This is a genomic window from Leucobacter viscericola (assembly GCF_011299575.1).
Lineage (GTDB): Bacteria > Actinomycetota > Actinomycetes > Actinomycetales > Microbacteriaceae > Leucobacter > Leucobacter viscericola.
This window is the reverse complement of the sequence record NZ_CP049863.1, coordinates 1346620-1363096: the sequence shown is the minus strand read 5'-3', so window position 1 is coordinate 1363096 and position 16477 is coordinate 1346620. Positions and strand designations below refer to the sequence as shown.

Below are 16477 nucleotides of genomic sequence, written 5' to 3'. Positions count from 1 at the left end.
GATCACATGCATGACGATGGACTGGCGAACACAGCGCGTTGAATTGGTGCGATCGGTGATCCTGCGTGGTGCACCGGACGTTGTCGAAGAAGTGAAGTGGCGCAAACCCTCAAACCCCGACGGGGTGCCGACTTTTTCGCTTGACGGCCTGATCTGCACGGTCGAGACCTACCGAGACAAGGTGAAAATTACCTTTGCGAAGGGGGCCGCTATCGAAGATCCAGCGGGATTGTTCAACTCGAGCTTGACGGCTGGCACGCGGCGCGCCATTGATCTGCATGAGGCTGATGAGCTGAACGAAAACGCACTGCTGGCTCTGGTTCAAGACGCGCTTGCGCTGAACCGGGCCTAATTTTTGGGGTGAGGATCACGCCAAAGCCTTGAAGAACCGCGCCTGCCCGAGCGACCTCAGGGGTTCTGGATCGGGTCAATGCTAGCGTGGGTACGGATTAATCCTTCCTTCTAGGCTTTTGGGGGCTGCATGCCGAAGCGGACTATCCGCTCGAACCGTGTCATGAAACGACTGACCGGTGTACTCGGAGTGAGCGCGTTAGCCTGTGGGCTTCTCTTCAGTGGAGAGCTCACGGCTGCTTCACCCGCAAACGCGTTAGACCTGCCCACCTGGGATGATGTGCAGGCTGCCAAGGGTAATCAGGCAGCCGCCGCCAAAAAGGTGAAGGAGATTGAGGGGCTGCTCGCGCAGAGCCAAAAGGATCTTGAGCGCCTTCGTAACGAGTCGGCCAACGCCAACGAGTCGTGGCAAGAGGCTGAGGCTGCTGCGCACAAGGCGGCCGAAAAAGCGGAGACGCTGAAGACTCAGGCAGAGGTCAGCCGGGTGAAAGCGGATGAGGCGGCCGATCAGGCCGCGGTGATCGTTGCTCAGATGTACCGCTCAGGCGGGGTGGATCGCAACATGGAGCTGTTTCTGCAGTCGGAGGGTGATACCGCGGACGCCCTGCTAGATCGGCTAGCGACCATGTCAAAAGCTACTGAGCGCAATACGTCGATCTCGCGGGAGGCTCAGCAAGCGACGAACAACGCGACGGCTCTCGGAAAGCAAGCGGAGACCGCGCAGAAAGAACGCGAAAAGCTGAGCGCAAAGGCTGAGGAGAAGGCCGAGGTTGCGGCTCAGGCAGCCGATACCCAGCGCGTCAAACTCGAAGCCCAGCAGAAGCAAGAGCAAACGCTGGAAGCGCAGCTTGCGGCTCTGAAAGACAAAACGACCGACACTGTTGCGGGGTACGAGGAGCGCCTTCGGGTCGAAGAAGAACAGCGTCAGCGAGAAGCCGAGCGACTTCGCAAAGAAGCCGAAGAGCGCGCCCGGCAAGAACGCGAGAACGCCAACAACAATGGCGGTGGCGGTGGAGGTGGCAATACCGGCGGTGGTGGCGGTGGCGGCAACACCGGTGGTGGCAATACCGGCGGTGGTGGCGGCGACGGCTCCTGGTGGCGCCCAACCAGCGGCTACGTCTCGACCTACTTTTACCAAGTGCCCTACCACACCGGCATTGACCTCGCGACCGGCTGCGGCACGCCGATCCAGGCTCCGCAAGCGGGCACCGTCACTTTTGTCGGCTGGAAAGACGGCATCGGCGGCAACATGGTCCACGTCGATCACGCGGGCGGCTTCCAGACGCGATATGCCCACTTGGAGGCGTTTGGTCCGGGTTGGGGGACCTGGGTGGGGCAGGGCGCAGTGGTCGGTTACGTCGGTACGACGGGTATGAGTACCGGCTGCCACCTGCACTACGAGGTGCTGTACGGCGGCATCTTCCAGAACCCGATCCCGAATTACGGGGTCACCGGGTAGTCAACGCGTCGCTTCCGCATTAGATGCGAAGAGGGGGTTCAGGATCTTGCGATCCTGAACCCCCTCTTTGCGATGGAGCTAGTGCCCCTGGGCCGCGAGGCGCTGCTGTGCCTCGACTATGAGCTTCTCAGCGTCGGCTGCCGAGCCCCACGCGTCAACCTTGACCCACTTGTTGGGCTCCAGGTCTTTGTAGTGCTCGAAGAAGTGCTCGATCTCTTTGCGGGTGTACTCGGGAATGTCGGCGACATCCTGGATGTGTGACCAGCGCGGATCCTTGTGCTGCACGGCGATGACCTTGTCGTCGCCACCGGCCTCGTCGCTCATCTTGAGCACACCAACCGGGCGCACCTTGATGCCGACACCGGGGAATACGGGGTAGTCGAGCAGTACGAGTACGTCGAGTGGATCACCGTCTTCGCCGAGGGTTTCCTCGAAGAAACCGTAATCGGTGGGGTACACGAAGCCGGTGTAGAGCACCCGGTCGAGATACACGCGTCCGGTCTCGTGGTCGACCTCGTACTTATTTCGGCTGCCCTTGGGGATTTCAATGACGGCGTCGAATGCTGTGCTCATGCACGTTCCTTGTCGCTTAAGGGCGCGGAAGACTCCCGGCCTCGATTTGCAATGCCAGCACAAGGTTACCCGACCGGAGCGCCGGGAACCTTGATGCGAGGGGTCAGTGCTCCCAACGACTCACCGTCGCGGTAGCGTGGAGGAATGAATCAGCGCCCACCTTTGCCCCCCGCCGTTGCAATGACGCGGGTTGCGGTGCGGCGAGCCTTGCTCGGCTTCGAGGGAAGAGGAAGCGATGCAACGGAGCTGCCGCTCGCGCTTGTGGCGCTCTCGGGCGGGGCTGATTCGCTCGCCCTTGCCGCAGCCGCGGCTTTTGTGGGCTCTCGGGAAGGCTGGCGCATCGGCACCGTGATTGTGGATCACGGGCTGCAGCCTGGCTCAGCCGAGGTTGCCGAGCGAGCCGCAGCGCAGGCCACGCAGTTGGGATTAGACCCGGTGACAGTCGTGCGCGTCTCTGTCGATGCTCCCGAGCTCGGGCCAGAGGCCGCGGCCCGTGAGGCGCGCTACAGCGCACTCGAAGAACAGGCAGCGCATTCAGGCGCGTCGCTGATCCTCACCGCCCACACCCGCGACGATCAAGCCGAGCAGGTGTTGCTCGGCATCGCACGCGGCTCGGGATCGCGCAGCCTGGCGGGGATTCCTCCGCAGCGAGGGCTCATTCTGAGACCATTTCTAGGGGTGACCCGCGCAGACACCGTTGCTGCGTGTGAGGCCCAGTCGCTGGAACCCTGGCTTGATCCGCACAATGAAGACACCGCCTATGCCCGGGTGAGGGTGCGTCGGCGTGTTTTGCCCGTGCTCGAGGCGGAACTCGGACCCGGCGTCGCAGCGGCTCTCGCGCGCACCGCCGAACAGGCACGTGAAGATGCTGCGGCCTTCGACGAGATGGTAGACGAGCAAATTGAAGACATCGTTGAGCACGCGGAGGCGGGAATCGCGGTCTCCACTGCGGCGCTCAGCGCGAATCCCGCGGCTCTGCGCCACCGCATTATCCGGCGTGTGGCCGAGGCGGAGTTTGGGAGCGAACTGAGCCGTGAGCACACCCTCGCGATTGCGGCCCTGGTGACGGACTGGCATGGGCAGGGAGCGATTTACGTTCCCGGGGTCAGAGTGACCCGGTCAGCAGGGAAATTGCTGTTTGTGCGACAGGTGGGTTCGCCGCGGGCAACCTAGCCTTCCTGGGGAAGAACATGCCGTCCTGGCCTCATAGAGCGCTACTTCGGGAAGGCTTGTTTCATGAGTAGCTGAACATCACCGTCGATACCGGTAACTTGTTTCTCGATCGTGGTGAGTCGGGCGTCAACCCCGTCGATGCGTCCCTCGACTTTTTCGAATCGTTTATCGACCTGTTCGAATCTCTTATCGACCTGTTCGAATCGCTCATCCACCCGCTCAAATCGAAGCGTCATTTCGGTCCTCAGTCCCTCAATTCGTTCGTTCACGGTGTCAAACTTTGCCGACACAGTGTCAAATTTTGCGTCAACCTGGACCGCCATCGAATCGAGGCGAGTTTCGATGGCCGTAAAGTTTGCGGACATCGTGCTCATGTTGGCGGACATTGTGCGCATAAAGGTCTGTGTGATGACTGTCGTGAGGCCGAGCAGGGCGGCGGCGAACACGCCAATCAGCGTCCAAACTTGGGGTTCGTTCATAGTGATCATGCCTTTCATTCTGACTGCTGTTGCAACAGAATTCCAGAGCAAATGCACTGATGTTCCACACTGGGGTGTTTTGTGAATAAGTCGTCCGAAAACCGCGAAGTTTGCGGCTTGTGAGCGAAGGTCGAAACCGAGGCGTGTGCCCAGGAGGCTTCGGGCTAATATTGGCTCATGGATTCGAAACATCTGGGTGACAACCTTTCCAAAGTGCTTCACACCGAGGCGGAGTTGCTCAGTCGACTCGCAGAGCTCGCACGCGAGATCGAAGCTGACTATAAAGATGAGCCACCTCTGCTCGTTGGTGTTCTCAAGGGCGCTGTCATGGTGATGGCCGATCTCGCGCGTGAGCTAAAGTTCCACGCGCAGATGGACTGGATGGCTGTTTCTTCCTACGGAGCCGGAACGAAGTCGAGTGGCGTCGTGAAGATCCTGAAAGACCTGGACGCAGACATCACCGATCGTGACGTTCTAATTGTTGAGGACATCATCGATTCGGGACTGACGCTCTCTTGGCTCAAAGAAAACCTTGAGAGCCGCGGTGCGCGTTCCGTCAAGATTTGCACGATGCTTCGCAAACCAGAGGCTCTGAAAGTGGACGTCGACGTTGCCTACGTTGGCTTCGACATTCCAGTCGAGTTTGTTGTTGGGTATGGTCTTGACTACGCCGAGGACTACCGCAACCTGCGTGATGTCGCGGTTCTTGCGCCGCACGTCTACGGCGGGGAATAGCTCGCAGGCGCACGTTTTCAGTGCGCCCTGAGCGGACACTGGCGCCTGGCACAGGGCGATGTCAGTGGTATTCGTTACGCTTACTTTTGCCGGAACCCCCGGTGCGCCGATTCCGAAAGGCCCAGACTTGGCTGAGAATTCAACGAAGAGCACGTCGACGAGCAGAAAGCTTCTGCGCGGTCCGCTGCTCTATCTGATCCTCGCACCAATCATTGTGCTGATTGGTTGGTCGCTGCTCTCGGGCGGCAACACCCGAGAAGTGTCCACGCAACAGGGCCTTGAGATGCTTTCTGAAGGCAAAGCGAAGAGCGCTGAGATCGTTGACGGCGACCAGCGTGTCAACTTGACCCTCACCAAGGCTGACAAGAAGACCGGCACTGACGACGTGTACTTCTACTACGTCTTCCAGCGCGGCGGCGACGTCGTGAAGGCAGTCGACGACGCAAAGCTTAAAGATGGCTTTAACGACAAGGTGCCTCAGCCGAACCCGCTTTGGTCGCTGCTTGGCTTCCTGGTCCCGCTGCTTCTGATCGGCCTGCTGCTCTGGTGGATGCTGTCTTCAATGCAGGGCGGTGGCCGAGGTGTCATGCAGTTTGGCAAGTCACGCGCCAAGCTCGTCTCAAAAGAGACGCCCCAGGTTACGTTTGAAGATGTTGCTGGCGCCGACGAAGCCGTTGAAGAGCTCTACGAGATCAAAGACTTCCTGCAGAATCCAGCGCGTTTCCAAGCCGTTGGTGCCCGCATTCCAAAGGGTGTTCTGCTGTACGGTCCTCCCGGTACGGGCAAGACGCTTCTCGCGCGGGCCGTTGCGGGCGAGGCCGGTGTACCGTTCTACACGATCTCCGGCTCCGACTTTGTCGAGATGTTTGTTGGTGTCGGCGCAAGCCGCGTGCGCGATCTCTTCAAAGAGGCGAAGGCCAATTCTCCCGCGATTATCTTTGTCGATGAGATCGACGCGGTTGGACAGCGTCGCGGGCAGGGCATGGGCGGCGGCCACGACGAGCGTGAGCAGACCCTCAACCAGCTCCTCGTTGAGATGGACGGGTTCGATCCGAAGACCAACGTCATCATGATTGCCGCGACGAACCGGCCTGACATGCTGGATCCGGCACTATTGCGTCCCGGCCGTTTCGATCGCCAGGTTGGTGTTGACGCCCCCGATATGGCGGGTCGTCTCAAGATCTTGCAGGTGCACTCGAAGGGCAAGCCGCTCTCTGATTCCGTTGACCTTGAGATCGTTGCGCGCAAGACCCCCGGTTTTTCTGGTGCGGATCTCGCAAACGTGCTCAACGAGGCTGCGCTGCTGACGGCGCGTTCCAACGCGCAGCTCATCGATAACCGTGCACTCGATGAAGCAATTGATCGTGCGATCGCTGGCCCTCAGCGCCGCACACGCTTGATGAAGGATCAGGAGAAGCTCATAACGGCCTACCACGAGGGTGGACACGCCCTTGTTGCCGCTGGACTGAACCACACGGATCCTGTCACCAAGATCACGATTCTTCCCAGAGGCCGTGCGCTCGGCTACACGATGGTGATCCCGCTCGAAGACAAATACTCGGTAACTCGAAACGAGCTACAGGATCAGCTGGCGTATGCGCTGGGCGGTCGCGTCGCGGAAGAGCTGGTGTTTCACGATCCCACGACGGGTGCTGGCAACGACATCGAAAAGGCGACGAGCACCGCGCGCAAAATGGTGACCGAGTACGGCATGTCTTCGACGGTTGGTCCGATCAAGCTTGGCCAGGCTCAGCCCGGTGCGTTTATGGGCGAGTTCGGCCAAAATCGTGACTACTCTGAGGGTGTTGCGGTCGCGGTAGATGCCGAGGTGCGCGCACTGCTTGAGCAGGCGCACAATGAGGCCTATGACGTGCTAGTGAAGAACCGAGACATTCTCGACAACCTCGCGCGTGAGCTTCTTGAAAAAGAGACGCTTGATCACATTCAGATCGCCGAGATCTTTAAGGGCGTGCAGCGTCTGCCAGAGCGTCCGGTTTGGCTCTCGCACGGCGAGCGCCCCGTGTCGAACAGGCCCCCGATTGAGGTGCCTGTGGTTGTGCGCACCGACGGCAACCTGGATGAAACGAGCGTCGACGATACTAAGGGTTCGGGCAACTCAGAGAGTGCCGCAGTGGATTCGCCGGCGACGGCTCCTCCCTCTGAAACGCCCTCCGGAAACACGTCCCCGCTAGGCTCTTCGGAACTTGCTCCAGGCGATACGAGCGCCCCTCCGCGTAACCTCGGAGTGCCCGGTAATGAAACCGGCAAGGGCTCTGATTCAGGTACCGACGAGGCGCGATAGTTCACATGGAGAACAGCGTTGACCGGGAGCGCGTCGCTGCTGCGGTGCGCGAACTGCTGAGCGCGATCGGCTCAGATCCCGACAGCGCGGAGCTCGCGAGCACACCGTTTCGCGTGGCCGACGCCTACAGCGAGTTCTTTGCGGGCGTGGGGCAAGATCCGGCTGTGTTTCTGACCGACTCGGTTCCGGTGGGCGACGATACGGGGGAGCTTGTGCTGCTGCGCGACATTACCCTCCGTTCTGTTTGCGAACACCACCTACTGCCGTTTCGCGGGCGTGCCCACATCGCTTACCGACCGGGCTCGCGAGTCGTTGGGCTCAGCGCCCTGCCGCGTGTTGTCCAGTCGCTTGCAGCGCGGCCGCAGGTGCAAGAGCGCCTGGGGGAGCAGATCGCTCAGACTCTCGAAGACGGACTCGAACCCAGAGGTGTACTTGTCGTGCTCGAGGCAAGCCACGGGTGTGTGTCAGATCGGGGTGTGCTGCAGGCCGAAGCGGTCACCGTGACGGTGGCATCTCGAGGCGTGTTCGTTGATCCAGTAGAGCAGACCGCGGTGTTCGCGTTGCTTGGCGCGGGAGCCAGCCGCGCCGCTGATAACGCAGGCAACACCGATAACGGCGGAGCCGTATCGTGAGGCCCCGCACACTTGTTATGGGGGTGCTGAACGTTACCCCCGACTCCTTCAGCGACGGCGGACTCTTTGACGAGCCAGAAGCAGCTGTTCAGCGCGGCAGCGCCCTCGCCGTGCAGGGAGCTGACCTGATCGATGTTGGCGGTGAATCGACAAGGCCGGGAGCAACCCCTGTTGCCCCGAAGAAGAACTGCGTCGCATTCTTCCCGTGATCCGGGGGCTCACTGCCCGCGGACACCGCGTCTCAGTCGACACACTGCACGCCGAAACTGCGGCAGCGGCAGTGACCGCTGGAGCGCGCCTCATCAACGACGTTTCTGGCGGCGAGCACGATGCAGACATGCTGCGAGTTGCTGCTGCGGCGGGCCAAGAACACGGGGCGCGTTTCATAATTGGCCACTGGCGCGGCATTCCCGATCCGACTCACCAGCGTTCCGACTATGCAGATGTGGTCGCAGAGGTGCGCGATGGCCTTGCGGGGCGCGCTGCGGAGGCTATGGCCGCGGGTGTCGCTCGCGAACTGATCGTCATCGATCCCGGTCTCGGTTTCGATAAGACGGGCGCGCAGGGTTGGCAGCTGCTTGCCCACCTCGACGCGCTCATCAGCCTCGGTTTTCCGGTGCTTGTTGGGGCCTCAAGAAAGCGCATGATCGCCGAGGCACTCACGACTCCGTTGAGCGCTGCGCCACCTCCCGAAGGGCGCGACGTGGCAACGGCCGTTGTCAGCGCACTGGTCGCTCGTCAGGGGGCTTGGGGAGTGCGGGTGCACGACGTGCCCGCGACGGTGCAGGCGCTCGCCATTGCAGAGGCGTGGCGGTCGGGCGAACGAGATGCTTCCGAAGCTCCACGGCAGCCCGAAGCTAAGCCGGCAGTTGGTGCTCGACCATGAGCGAAGTTGGTCGTGACACAATTGCCGGGAACACGGAGCGACTCCCCGAAGACCGCATTACTCTCACCGGGCTTGAGGTGTTTGCGCATCACGGTGTCTTTGGCTTCGAACGCGAGCAGGGCCAGCGCTTCCTGATCGACGCGGAGGTCGCGGTTAATCTCAACGGAACGGGCGATGAGATCGCGCGCACTGTGCACTACGGCGAACTCGCCGAGGCGATCCACGCTGCTGTTGCGCAAGATCCCGTAGACCTCATCGAAACCGTCGCGGAGCGGGTCGCGGCGACGGCGCTGGCCTTCGCCGGGGTGCGGGAGGCACGCATTACAGTGCACAAGCCCAACGCCCCGATCAACCTGACCTTCGCCGATGTTTCGGTCACTGTCGTGAGGTACGCGAGCGAGCCAAAGGAGGTCGCCGAATGATCGCCCAGCAAATGCCGGTGCTGCTCGCCTTCGGCGCGAACCTCGGTGACCGCGGCGAGACGATCCGGGCGGCACAGCGAGAGCTTGCCAGTGCCGCGGGCATCAGCGATCTGAACGCCTCGCCGCTGCGTGAGACCATCGCGCTGACACTTGACGGCCCCGATCCAGACGCACCGCGTTACCTCAACGGCGTTGCGACCGCCACCACCACACTGCGGCCACACGAACTGCTCGATCTGCTTCAGACGGTGGAATCCGCGCACGGGCGCACCCGCGATGAGCGCTGGGGCGATCGGACCCTCGACATCGACATCATTACGTTCGGAGGTCGATCGATCTCCGACGACCGGCTGCATGTTCCTCACCCGCGCGCGCACGAGCGAGACTTTGTGCTTGCCCCGTGGCTTGAACTGGATCCGCACGCCGTGTTACTCGGTCACGGCCGGGTTGCTGAGCTATTGGAACGCATCGGCGATACGACGCGTCCGTTCGAGGAGCCAACACATGCGTAAGCTCGACCGGATGAACCCGCTGACCTCGATCGCAGCCGCTGCTATGGGCATGGCGATCGGTCTCCTGGTGCAGTTTTACCTCTCCGGCCGGGGCCACGCCCCGTTTGTGCCTCCGCTCTCGCTGCCCGTCACGCTGGTCTTCATCGCGGCAGTTTTGCTCGGGTTCGGGATCAGGCTGCGACACAACGTCTCAAAACGCACGAGAGCCGTCAACCCGTTTCATGCGGTGCGTCTTCTCGCGACTGCGCGCGCCGGGCAGATTGTCGGCGGGCTGCTTGGCGGGTTTGGCGGTGGCCTAGTTCTGTCACTGCTCGGGCGCAGTGTTCCCGCCCCCGTGGCGAGCTGGTTGCCCATGCTGCTGGTGTTTGGTGGTGGCCTCACCCTCGTTATCTGCGCCATGATTACCGAGCGTCTGTGCAGGGTCCCTCCGGGAGACGATAAGGGGGAAGAAACCGACCCCGAGACAGGCCCCGAACCCGCCGACCAGGCCGCGTTCCGCAAGCCTTAGGGCCCCGTCTAAGCTTGAGGCTATGAACGCGGACACACTTGGGCAGGCTGCCCGCTCAGATGCCGGGGCAGACAACGAACAGCCCTGGCAGCGAGTTTCTTCGAAGTACGCCTGGGCCGATCTCGCGTTGAACCTGCTGTTGGTGCTCGCCGTCTGCGCAGCCTTTGTTGTTGTGTTTGTTGGCACAGAGGGTGATGTGCCGCTGTTCCCGCTCATCGCGATCCCGGCAGTGGCGTTGGCGCTGCTCATCAACGCGCTTCTGGCCTTCCGTCGCGTGAAAGCAATCGGCTACAAGCTCCGTAAAGACGACCTGCTGTTCCGTCGTGGCATCATGTTTGAGCGGATCGTCGCGGTGCCTTACGGGCGATTGCAGCTCGTTGACGTCAACCGGGGGCCTCTGTTGCGCGCGCTTGGGCTTTCGACATTGAAATTTGTGACTGCCTCGATCGCCACCGGCGTCAACCTGCCAGGTCTGCCTGCCGCAGAGGCTGAAGAGCTTCGAGATCGCCTTGTGGTGCTTGCCGAGACACGGCGGTCAGGGCTGTGACCGACCTCCCCGCGCCGAGCAACGGCGACCTGCCAACTGGCACGGAGGCTTATGAGGCTGCGCAAGATCCTGCGCTCCCTGGAACCGCGGATGCCGAGGGCTGGCGCAGACTGCACCCGCTCTCTCCACTGTTGCGAGGCGGACTCGCCCTGCTCGTTGTTGGTGGCATCATCGTCGCCAACTTCCGCGATCGTTTTATCGAGTTCTTTTTTGCGAACCAGCTGCGCGAGAGCGGTGACCTTGAGGGCATGGTGAGTGAGCAAGACATGTTCACCTTCCTCGAGAAGCAGGGCCTACTGCTTGTCGCCCTTGGCGCCGCGATCGTTGTGATCCTGCTGATTGTGCTGTTCTCGTGGGTTGCGTGGCGCTTCCACACTTACCGCATTTCAGATGAGGCGGTCGAAGCGCGCAGCGGTGTCGTCTTTCGGAATCACCGGCGTGCTCCGCTCGAGCGTATCCAAAGCGTAAACCTGCAGCGGCCACTCCTTGCCAGGGCCCTCGGGCTGACCAAAATTGACGTGCTCACCGCTGGCCAGGGCGGAAAAGTTGAGCTGGCCTACCTCGGCCATCGCGACGCCAAAACTGTACGTGAACAGATTCTGCAGCGCGCCGCGCACAAGCGCGACGGGGTCGCGCCGAACCGCACCGCCGACGTGCAGGCGCCTCCCGTGGTCGGCTACGACGGCTACGTGTATGGCGAAGCGAGCGGCAAACTCACCGAGCGCGCGCAGACCTTCGCTGATGCGGATGTCGATCCTGAGGCGTTCGCCGCAAATACGCTGGTGAAGGTGCCGGTCGGCCGTTTGATCGGCAGCATTGCTCTCGGCTGGGAAGCCGTCATAGCCGTCGCGATCGTCATCGCGATCGTGGTGCTGGGGGCCACCCTCGAACTCGCGATTCTTGTTGGCATTATTCCCATGGCCATTGTGATGTTCGGAATCGTCTTCTCCCAGTTCAACAAGGGCTTCAACTTCACGCTGTCGCGCAGCAGTGACGCGGTTCGAACGGGCGCCGGGCTCACGGCTACCGCAACCGAGACCATCCCCTTCGGCAGAATCCACGCTATTGAGGCCCGTCAGCCGCTGCTGTGGCGCCCGGCAAAGTGGTGGAAGGTGAGGATCACGCTCGCCGGTCACTCCGTCGCGCAGGGAGGGCAGAATGCCACTCAGAACGTGGTGCTGCCCGTCGGGTTCGAAGACGACGTGCTGCGTGTCATCGACACGCTACTGCCCGGAGTCGGTGAAAACACCGCCGAAATCGAGGCGTTGCGCGACGCCTTGACCGGATCCGGAAAGGGATACCTCGGTGCCGGGCCGCGTGCCGGATGGGTGCTGTGGTGGGGGCGCAAACGCGCGGGTATGCGTGTCGACGGCCTCGGACCTGATGACGAGCTCGGTAACTCCACACTGCGTATCAGGCGGGGTGTGCTCACGCGCTCACTCTCGCTCATGCCGATCGTTCGCTCCCAGTCGGTGCAGCTGCGGCGACCGCTTGTGCACCGCATGCTGGGGCTCGCCTCGGTGCAGGCGCACACGGTTCTGGGACCGGTGCGCATGGAGATGCGCGGGCTGGCCCTGAAAGACGCACGAGCCGCTTTCGACTTCCTCGCCGCGACGGTGCTGCGAGTACAGGGAGCCGAAGCTGCGGAGCGCGCCGAACGAAAGCAGGCATCGCAGATGGTGGAGCCGACGCAAGAAGTCCCGCAGAGCGGCGTTGCCTATCCCGCAGAGCAGAGTGGAGACCCACAGTGAATCCGGATCGCGAAGCCTCCCGCCTTGGTGTCGGCATTATCGGGGCGGGGCGTGTCGGCCCGGTGCTCGCGAGGGCGCTTGCCGGTGCAGGCCACGCCATCACCGGCATCAGCGCAGTCAGCGAGACGAGCCGGGAGCGCGCTGAGAGCATGCTCCCCGGAGTCCCCATTCTCGAGGTCGCAGAAGTTGTGCGTCGCTCCGAGCTCGTTTTGATCGCGATTCCAGGATCGGAGCTGCCCGGTCTTGTCGCCGGACTCGCGGCGACCGGTGCCTGGCAACCGGGACAGCTTGCGATCCACACCGCCCCTGAACACGGCATCGGGGTGTTCGCTCCCGCGCTCGCCGCGGGAGTGATCCCGTTGGCCCTGCACCCCGCGATTGTGTTCACTGGCACCAGCCTCGACCTCACCCGTTTGAGTGAGGCGACGATTGCGGTGACGGCACCAGCCCCCGTGCTGCCGATCGGACAGGCCCTCGCGGTCGAGATGGGGGCAGAGCCCATCATTGTGAGCGAGCAGGATCGCCCAGCGTATGCAGACGCGATGCTCGCAGCTGCGGAGCTGTCGCAAGCCGTCGTGCGGCAGACAACCGACGCGCTGCGATCCATCGGGATCGAACGCCCGGATCGTGCAGTCGGGGGAGTGCTTCGCGCGGCTATGGAAGAAGAATTGCTTCGAGCCGTCGCAGATCCTGGTCCCAGCGGGATTGAACTGAGTTAAGCCCCGTAGGATGGTCGGGTACGCCAAATCAACGGAGGAACCCGCCCAAATGAGCGAGCAGACCGCAGCCAGCAGCGCAAACGCCGAGAGCAACGCGAGTGAAGAGACCAGCGCCCCAGAAGTGAGCGCGGAAGAAATCTTCGAGCAGAAGCGCGTGCGCCTGGAGAAGCGGGACCGGCTGAACGCGGCCGGCGATCTAGCGGGTGGCGCCTACCCGGTGGCAGTTCCCGTTACGGCGACGATCCCCGCGGTTCGCGCGAAGTGGGGTCACCTTGAAGCGGGTGCCGAGAGCGGCGAGACGGTTGGGATCGCTGGGCGTGTGGTGTTCCAGCGCAACACCGGCAAGCTCTGCTTCGGAACGCTGCAGGCTGGCAACGGAGAGCGGATCCAGGTCATGGTGAGCCTTGCCGAGGTTGGCGAAGAATCGCTTGCCGCATACAAGGAGCTTGTTGATCTCGGCGACCACCTGTTCGTCTCTGGCGAGGTGATTTCGAGCCGTCGCGGTGAGCTGTCGATCATGGCCCGTGAGTGGCGGATCGCGGCGAAGGCGATTGCGCCGCTGCCAAACCTGTACACCGATCTGAACGAGGAGACGCGGGTTCGCCAGCGCTACCTCGACCTGATTCAGCGCGAGCAGGCCCGTCGCAACGTCGTCACTCGCGCCCGCACAATGGCGAGCCTGCGGCAGACCTTCGCCGATCACGACTTCATCGAGGTCGAAACCCCGATGCTGCAGACGATGCACGGCGGTGCCTCCGCGCGCCCGTTCGTGACCCACTCGAACGCCTTCGACACCGAGCTGTTCCTGCGGATCGCCCCCGAGCTCTACCTCAAGCGCGCCGTTGTCGGCGGGCTCGAGCGGGTCTTCGAGATCAACCGCAACTTCCGCAACGAGGGTGCAGACTCCACGCACAGCCCCGAGTTCGCGATGCTTGAGTCATACCAGACCTACACCGACTACAACGGCATCGCCGATCTGACGCAGGAGCTGATTCAGAACGCCGCGCTCGCCGCTAACGTCGGCACCGAGCGCGAGGGCACCCACACTGTGGAGTGGGCCGACGGCACACTCTTTGACCTCGGTGGCGAGTGGGAGCGCATCTCGATGTACGGCACGCTCTCTGCGGCCGCTGGTCGCGAGATCACACCCGAAACCTCGGTTGACGAGCTGCAGAAGCTTGCCGACGCAGAGGGCGTCGAGGTGCACCTGCCGAACCACGGCAAGCTCGTTGAGGAGCTGTGGGAGCACTTTGTAAAGGATGGCCTCACCCGTCCGACCTTCGTCATGGACTTTCCCGTCGAGACGAGCCCGCTCACGCGTCACCACCGCTCGATCCCGGGTGTTGTTGAGAAGTGGGATCTCTACGTGCGCGGCTTTGAGCTCGCCACCGGCTACTCCGAGCTCGTTGATCCTGTCGTGCAGCGCGAGCGTTTTGTGGAGCAGGCGGCACAGGCTGCGAAGGGTGACGTTGAGGCCATGGGCGTCGACGAGGAGTTCTTGCGCGCGCTCGAGCACGGCATGCCACCCTCCGGCGGCATGGGCATGGGTATGGATCGCCTACTCATGACCCTTACGGGGCTCGGGATCCGAGAGACCATCCTGTTCCCGCTCGTCAAATAGCGGCAATTGCCCAGGAGCCGTGGAGGGAAGCAAAGTAGAGTGAGTGCTTATGGATAACTGGTGGTTGAATGCGATCTGGTCGCTCACTCCGACCGTGTTGATCGGGCTCTTCTTCTGGATGGTGTTGCGTCTGATCTTGCGTGCGGATCGCACTGAGCGACGGGTGTTCCGCGAGATTGAAAACGAGGAGCGCATTAAAGCGGGTCTGCCGATCCGCGAAGACTCCTAAACTTGCTCCCGCGACCGATAGAGTGATTCTCAGCAATACGGCGAATCACTAAACGGGAGGGAGCCGCAATGGATCTCACCTGGTTGGTGAACAGCTGGCCGTACATTTCGACGTTCGGGTTCTTTGTTGTCGACAACATCATTCGAATTGTCGCCCTGTTTGTGGTGCCGCGTAACCGGCGCCCGACGGCGGGTATGGCCTGGCTTATGGCGATCTTTTTCTTGCCGGTGCCCGGGCTGCTGCTGTTCCTGATCATCGGGAGTAAACGGCTCCCGAAGAGTCGCGAGCGCAAACAAGAAGACATCAACAAGTTTGTGTCCGAGGTTGCCGATCGCGAGGACAACAGCCTGGTGGCGCCCGTGGATCAGCTGCAAGAGGGGCTCGCGAGCGCCGTGCAGCTCGGACGCTCTCTTGGTGCCCAGCCGATGCTGCTTGGCAACACCGCGACGATCTGCATCGACTACGAGGGTTCTTTCGCCCAGATGGCCGCCGCGATCCGTTCCGCCACTGAATACGTTCACGTCGAGTTTTACATCTTCGTTCACGACGAGACGACCGATGACGTGTTCGCCGCAATGCGCGAGGCCGTGGAGCGCGGTGTGAAGGTTCGTGTGCTGCTGGATCACGTTTCGGCCGTGCGAAACCCCGGCGCAAAGAAGACCGTGCAGAGTTTCAAAGACATCGGCCTCGACTGGTCCTACATGCTGCCGGTGCGGCCGTGGCGCGGGGAATACCAGCGCCCGGATCTGCGCAACCACCGCAAGCTGCTGGTGGTCGACGGCAAGGTCGGATTCATGGGGTCACAGAACCTCGTTGACTCAAGCTACAACAAGGCCTCCAACAAACGGCGTGGCCTGCACTGGAAAGACCTGATGGTGCGGGTTGAGGGTCCGATTGTGCTCGGCCTCGAAGCGGTGTTCCAGGGTGACTGGTACCTCGAAACGGGGGAGTACCTCACACACCTCGCCGAGGAGAGCATCTCGGTGGAACAGCCGGGTGAACTTGAGTGCCAGATCGTGCCGAGCGGACCGGGCTACGAGGGTGAGAACAACCTGCAGGTGTTTGTTGCGCTGCTCTATTCCGCGCGACGCAGGATCAGCATCACGAGCCCCTACTTTGTGCCTGATGGCTCGATCATGAACGCTCTGCGCGCGGCGACCGCGCGCGGTGTTGAGGTCGAGCTCTTTGTCTCCGAGACCGGAGACCAGGCGGTTGTGTATCACGCACAGCGCTCCTACTACGAAGAGATTCTGCGCGCGGGTGTGCGCATCTGGATGTTCAAACCGCCCTACATTCTGCACTCGAAGCACTTCACCGTTGACGAGGCGGTAGCTGTGGTCGGATCGTCGAACATGGATCAGCGCTCGTTTGGGCTCAACATGGAGATCTCGATGGTCGTACACGGCGAGAGTTTCGTGAGTGATCTCGATGAGGTCAACGATTACTACCGGGCCAATTCGCGGGAGCTCACGATTGAGGAGTGGTCGAAGCAACCCCTGCGTTCGCAGCTACTCGATGGACTCGCCAGGCTCACCTCAGCTTTGCAATAGCGTGTGGGTGTAAAACTTACGTGGGGGT

At 62.0% G+C, this 16477-nt stretch carries 17 protein-coding genes and 1 pseudogene; 16 read left to right on the top strand and 2 right to left on the bottom strand.

Features of this window, described 5'->3' with window-relative positions; all coding sequences use genetic code 11:
* The first annotated feature begins 10 nt into the window (after positions 1–10).
* Together G7068_RS06270 and G7068_RS06265 are read left to right on the top strand one after the other, a co-directional pair.
* Positions 11–352, top strand: a complete 342-nt coding sequence (locus G7068_RS06270) for a DUF1801 domain-containing protein (protein ID WP_166290319.1) — start codon at positions 11–13, stop codon at positions 350–352.
* A 129-nt stretch (positions 353–481) separates the two neighbouring features.
* Positions 482–1810, top strand: coding sequence for a peptidoglycan DD-metalloendopeptidase family protein (locus tag G7068_RS06265; RefSeq protein WP_244304737.1), 1329 nt, complete (start codon positions 482–484; stop codon positions 1808–1810).
* 78 nt (positions 1811–1888) lie between these two features.
* Here G7068_RS06265 and ppa read toward each other — a convergent pair whose 3' ends face one another.
* Positions 1889–2383 carry an inorganic diphosphatase gene (gene ppa, locus G7068_RS06260; RefSeq protein WP_166290317.1) on the bottom strand — a complete coding sequence of 165 codons (495 nt, stop codon included), beginning with the start codon at positions 2381–2383 and terminating at the stop codon, positions 1889–1891.
* Positions 2384–2527: 144 nt separating this feature from the next.
* On the opposite strand from ppa, the gene tilS reads away from it, so the two are divergent.
* Positions 2528–3556, top strand: coding sequence for a tRNA lysidine(34) synthetase TilS (gene tilS / locus G7068_RS06255; RefSeq protein ID WP_166290315.1), 1029 nt, complete (start codon positions 2528–2530; stop codon positions 3554–3556).
* A 41-nt stretch (positions 3557–3597) separates the two neighbouring features.
* Here the strand turns inward: tilS and G7068_RS06250 are convergent, their stop codons facing one another.
* Positions 3598–4035 (bottom strand): coiled-coil domain-containing protein, encoded by a 438-nt coding sequence (locus G7068_RS06250; protein WP_166290313.1) that lies wholly within the window; start codon positions 4033–4035, stop codon positions 3598–3600.
* 177 nt (positions 4036–4212) lie between these two features.
* On the opposite strand from G7068_RS06250, the gene hpt reads away from it, so the two are divergent.
* The 13 genes and pseudogenes from hpt to cls all read left to right on the top strand — a co-directional run bounded on the left by hpt (position 4213) and on the right by cls (position 16449).
* Positions 4213–4770 carry a hypoxanthine phosphoribosyltransferase gene (gene hpt, locus G7068_RS06245; protein WP_166290311.1) on the top strand — a complete coding sequence of 186 codons (558 nt, stop codon included), beginning with the start codon at positions 4213–4215 and terminating at the stop codon, positions 4768–4770.
* Positions 4771–4897: 127 nt separating this feature from the next.
* Positions 4898–7072, top strand: coding sequence for an ATP-dependent zinc metalloprotease FtsH (gene ftsH, locus G7068_RS06240; protein ID WP_244304735.1), 2175 nt, complete (start codon positions 4898–4900; stop codon positions 7070–7072).
* 5 nt (positions 7073–7077) lie between these two features.
* Positions 7078–7704 (top strand): GTP cyclohydrolase I, encoded by a 627-nt coding sequence (gene folE / locus G7068_RS06235; protein ID WP_166290307.1) that lies wholly within the window; start codon positions 7078–7080, stop codon positions 7702–7704.
* A gap of 17 nt (positions 7705–7721) precedes the next feature.
* Positions 7722–8590, top strand: a pseudogene (gene folP, locus G7068_RS06230) (dihydropteroate synthase).
* Positions 8587–9012 (top strand): dihydroneopterin aldolase, encoded by a 426-nt coding sequence (gene folB, locus G7068_RS06225; protein ID WP_166290305.1) that lies wholly within the window; start codon positions 8587–8589, stop codon positions 9010–9012. The pseudogene folP and the gene folB overlap by 4 nt, the downstream one beginning before the upstream one ends.
* Positions 9009–9524, top strand: a complete 516-nt coding sequence (gene folK, locus G7068_RS06220; protein WP_166290303.1) for a 2-amino-4-hydroxy-6-hydroxymethyldihydropteridine diphosphokinase — start codon at positions 9009–9011, stop codon at positions 9522–9524. The genes folB and folK overlap by 4 nt, the downstream gene beginning before the upstream one ends.
* On the top strand, positions 9517–10032 hold the full coding sequence (locus G7068_RS06215) for a DUF3180 domain-containing protein (RefSeq protein ID WP_166290301.1): 516 nt from the start codon (positions 9517–9519) through the stop codon (positions 10030–10032). Before folK ends, G7068_RS06215 begins: the two co-directional genes overlap by 8 nt.
* Positions 10033–10054: 22 nt before the next feature.
* The gene (locus tag G7068_RS06210) at positions 10055–10579 is read left to right on the top strand and encodes a PH domain-containing protein (protein WP_166290299.1); all 525 of its coding nucleotides are present in this window, start codon (positions 10055–10057) and stop codon (positions 10577–10579) included.
* Positions 10576–12330 (top strand): PH domain-containing protein, encoded by a 1755-nt coding sequence (locus tag G7068_RS06205; RefSeq protein WP_244304730.1) that lies wholly within the window; start codon positions 10576–10578, stop codon positions 12328–12330. The genes G7068_RS06210 and G7068_RS06205 overlap by 4 nt, the downstream gene beginning before the upstream one ends.
* Positions 12327–13049, top strand: coding sequence for a Rossmann-like and DUF2520 domain-containing protein (locus G7068_RS06200; protein ID WP_244304728.1), 723 nt, complete (start codon positions 12327–12329; stop codon positions 13047–13049). The genes G7068_RS06205 and G7068_RS06200 overlap by 4 nt, the downstream gene beginning before the upstream one ends.
* 49 nt (positions 13050–13098) lie before the next feature.
* A complete protein-coding gene (gene lysS / locus G7068_RS06195) occupies positions 13099–14670 on the top strand; it encodes a lysine--tRNA ligase (protein ID WP_166290297.1) in 1572 nt (523 codons plus the stop codon).
* 49 nt (positions 14671–14719) lie between these two features.
* Positions 14720–14899 (top strand): hypothetical protein, encoded by a 180-nt coding sequence (locus G7068_RS06190; protein WP_166290295.1) that lies wholly within the window; start codon positions 14720–14722, stop codon positions 14897–14899.
* Positions 14900–14967: 68 nt separating this feature from the next.
* Positions 14968–16449: a cardiolipin synthase gene (cls, locus tag G7068_RS06185; RefSeq protein ID WP_166290293.1), complete on the top strand. Its 1482-nt coding sequence runs from the start codon at positions 14968–14970 to the stop codon at positions 16447–16449.
* Positions 16450–16477: the final 28 nt, after the last annotated feature.